The sequence below is a fragment of the Marinitenerispora sediminis genome, from assembly GCF_003336425.1.
GTDB lineage: Bacteria > Actinomycetota > Actinomycetes > Streptosporangiales > Streptosporangiaceae > Marinitenerispora > Marinitenerispora sediminis.
Map to the genome: position 1 here is coordinate 1 of NZ_QEIO01000267.1, position 3,211 is coordinate 3,211.

Below are 3,211 nucleotides of genomic sequence, written 5' to 3' on the forward strand. Positions count from 1 at the left end.
TCGCGCGTCTCGGTGGCGGGGTCGGCGCCGAACTCCTCGGCGAGCCGCCGGCGCAGCGCGTCGTAGGCGGCCAGCGCGTCGGCCTGGCGGCCGCACCCGGCGAGCGCGCGCATGAGCAGCCGCACCGGCCGCTCGCCCAGCGGCTGCTCGGCGGCGAGCGCCTCGATGTCGGGCAGCGCCTCGGCGTGCCGCCCGAGGTCGAGCTGGGCGGCGAGCCGGTCCTCGGCGGCGGTCCGGCGCAGCTCGGCGAGCCGGACGAGGACGCTGCGCACGCCGTCGAGGTCGGCGACGTCGGCCAGGGCCGGGCCGGTCCACAGCGCGAGGGCGGTCTCCAGGGCACGCACCGCCTCCCGCGGATCGCCGGCGGCGCGCGCCGCGCGGCCGCGCTCGACGAGCGCCTCGAACTCCCACAGGTCGACCTGGCCGGGGGCGGCGACCAGCCGGTAGCCGGTGGCGTCGGCGACCACGGGGACGGAGTCGCCGAGCAGGCGGCGCAGCCGGGAGACGAGGGCCTGCAGCGCGTTGCCCGCGCCACCGGGCGCGTCGTCGCCCCAGATCCCGCCGATCAGCCGCTCGGTGCCGACCGTGCGCCCGGGGTCGAGGAGCAGCAGCACCAGGAGCGCGCGCAGCCGGGCGCCGCCGACGGGGACGGCCCGGGCGTCGTCGTGGACCGTCACCGGCCCCAGGATCGAGAAGCGCACGGGTCCATAGTCGCCGATCCGCGCGCCCGCCGACCAACCCGTTTCCGGGGCGGTGCGGTCCGCGCGGGGCGCTCCGCCGCGCCGGGTGGCCGCCGGGCGCTCCGGCGCGCGGTAGCGTTGCCGCGGCGCGACACTCCCCTGTCCGGGGTCCATCCGTACGCGGACCGCAGTAAGGTTCGGGGGGAACTCGCCGGAGGAGCGACCACGGCGCCGGATCGGCGCGTCGGCCGGTGCCCCCGGGCCGGCGAGGTCGCCAGGAACCACCGATCGCCCGTTGCGCAGGAGCCCCATGTTTCCGGTCCCACGTCACGCCTCGCCCGCCTCCCGGCACCGGGGAGGCAGCCGCGCGCCCGCCGCCACGGGCGGGGTCGCCGTGCTGATGGCCGTGGCGACCGGATGCGGGGTGCTGCCCACCGGGACCAATGCCGAGGCCACCGACGACATCACGGTGACCAGCCCGATGATCCGCGAGGGCGAGACGATCCCGGAGCGCTACACCTGCGAGGGCGAGGGGGTGTCCCCGCCGCTGCGCTGGTCCGGTCTGCCCTCCGGCACCGAGTCGCTGGCCGTCCTGGTCGACGACACCGAGGCGTCCGGAGGCGCGCAGGTGTACTGGGTGGTCTACGGTCTGGATCCGGAGAACCCGGAGCTGCCCGAGGGCAGCGTGCCGCAGCCCGGCCACCAGGCGCAGAACAGCGTGGGGGCGGCCGACTACGAGCCCCCGTGCCCGGAGGGGGACGAGGACCACGAGTACCGGTTCACCGTGTACGCGCTCAGCGAGGACGTCCCGCTCTCGGACGGGGCGCCGCTGGACGAGGCGCTCGGCGCGATCGCCGCGCGTACGCTGGCCCGCGGACGTCTCATCGCCACTGGGGGGTGAAATGCACCACGCAACACCGAGCACCATGCCGGTACATATCCGGCACTTCACGACATCCGATCGTGCGCAGAATCAGGAGAGGGCCGTCGTCTCCCCCTGCACGCGGTACGCATCTATGCATAAAGTGGGGCCGTGCCCCCCACTCCTTTCCTGATGTCCGTATTCCCGTACGCGTGCGTCGCCGCGCGTCCGCCGTCGGGTCGCGGCCCCGCGGCGCGCAGGGGCCGGACCCTCGACCACGGGGCCGGCACGCGTCCCGCGGACAGCCGCGGTCGACGGCCGCGCGCCAGTCCCGCCGACCGCACACCGCAGCCGCACATCACGGAAAACCTGGACAACCGCCGTGCCCGACGCGGCTCCGACCGCGCCGCCGCACTCCGCCTCGGCGCCGTCCGCGCGCACGGCTCAACACCGGCCTGCCACATCACCACCGCCGGTGGCACCTCTGTCCTCTACAAGGCCACGGGGCCTAGGGTGGTGCGTTCACCATGATCATTGCGCTTATCGCCGTCATCGTCGTCCTCGTCGTGCTGATGCTCATCATCCTGGGCATGCGCGCGCTGAGCGCGAACAACGCCCGCGACGATGACTACGAGGAATACGACGACGACTACGCCGAGGGCGAGGAGCGGGACGGGGCGGAGGCCCGGCCCCGCAGGTCCCGGCGCTCCGGCCGCGCGGACCGCGACGAACGCGCCGACCTCGACGACGACTACGCCGACGGCGAGGAGCCGGAGGAGGAGGCGGAGAAGCCGGCGCCCCGCGCACGCGGCGGCCGGCGCTCCCGGGCCGAGGACCCGCCGCGCTCCTCGCGCCGCTCGCGCTCCCGGCGCGGCCGCGGTGACGACGACGACTGGGGCGACGACTCCGACGGGCTCTCCGACAACGACTTCTGGTCCAGCCTGTCCGACGACGAACCCGTGGGCGGCGGCAGGACCGCCGGCGCCCGGGACGACCGGGACGACCGGGACGACCACGGCGACGAGGCGGAGGTCCGGTCGGGACGCCGCGACACCCGCAACGAGTCGACCGCCGCCATGGAGGCCGTCCGCGACGAGGACTACGACGACCTCTACGAAGAGGACCCCGTGCCCCGGTCGCGCGGACGTCGGGGCCGCTCCGACGCCGCGTCCGACCCCGGCCCGGCGGCGCCCGCACCGGCCCCCGAGCCTCCCGCGGACTCGGGGCTGGCGGTGCTCGCCAGCCTCGGCCAGACCGGCCCCGACCCCGCCGGGTCGGCTCCGCCGGCGGCCGCGCCGGCCTCGAACGAGCCGCTCGGTGCCGCCGCGGCGCTGGACGACCCCCTGGGCGCCCCGTCCACGCGCGGCGCGACGCCGCCCCGCGGCGGCGCCGACCCGCTGGCGGCCACCCAGGCGTGGAACCCGCCGGCCGCGCCGGCCGCGCCGGCGGGCGACGGCCGGCCGGCCGCGTGGGACTCCGGCTCGTTCTCCCGCGACCCGCTTGGTCCGCCCTCGGAGACCACCGGTTCGGGCTACCGCACCATCACCGACCCCGGGCGTCCGGGGTCGGGCGACACCGGGACGCACTCGCGGTCACCGCTGGACCCGGGCGCACCGCTGCCGCCGTCCTACGAGACCGGCTCACACAGCCGCTCCTCCTACGACACCGG

The 3,211-nt window shown here is 76.8% G+C and carries 2 protein-coding genes and 1 pseudogene; 2 read left to right on the forward strand and 1 reads right to left on the reverse strand.

Annotation, left to right across the window (positions count from 1 at the left end; all coding sequences use genetic code 11):
* The coding region (locus DEF28_RS26040; protein ID WP_147281105.1) for an AfsR/SARP family transcriptional regulator at nt 1-701 on the reverse strand (701 nt) is incomplete at its 3' end.
* A 289-nt stretch (nt 702-990) separates the two neighbouring features.
* On the opposite strand from DEF28_RS26040, the gene DEF28_RS26045 reads away from it, so the two are divergent.
* On the forward strand, nt 991-1,581 hold the full coding sequence (locus DEF28_RS26045; RefSeq protein ID WP_114400833.1) for a YbhB/YbcL family Raf kinase inhibitor-like protein: 591 nt from the start codon (nt 991-993) through the stop codon (nt 1,579-1,581).
* Nucleotides 1,582-2,069: 488 nt separating this feature from the next.
* A pseudogene (locus DEF28_RS26050) lies at nt 2,070-3,211 on the forward strand (hypothetical protein); the annotation flags it as partial.

What these genes read in the sequence shown, in the direction of transcription:
- DEF28_RS26045 (WP_114400833.1), top strand. Translation starts at nt 991, where the DNA reads ATGTTTCCGGTCCCACGTCACGCCTCGCCCGCCTCCCGGCACCGGGGA.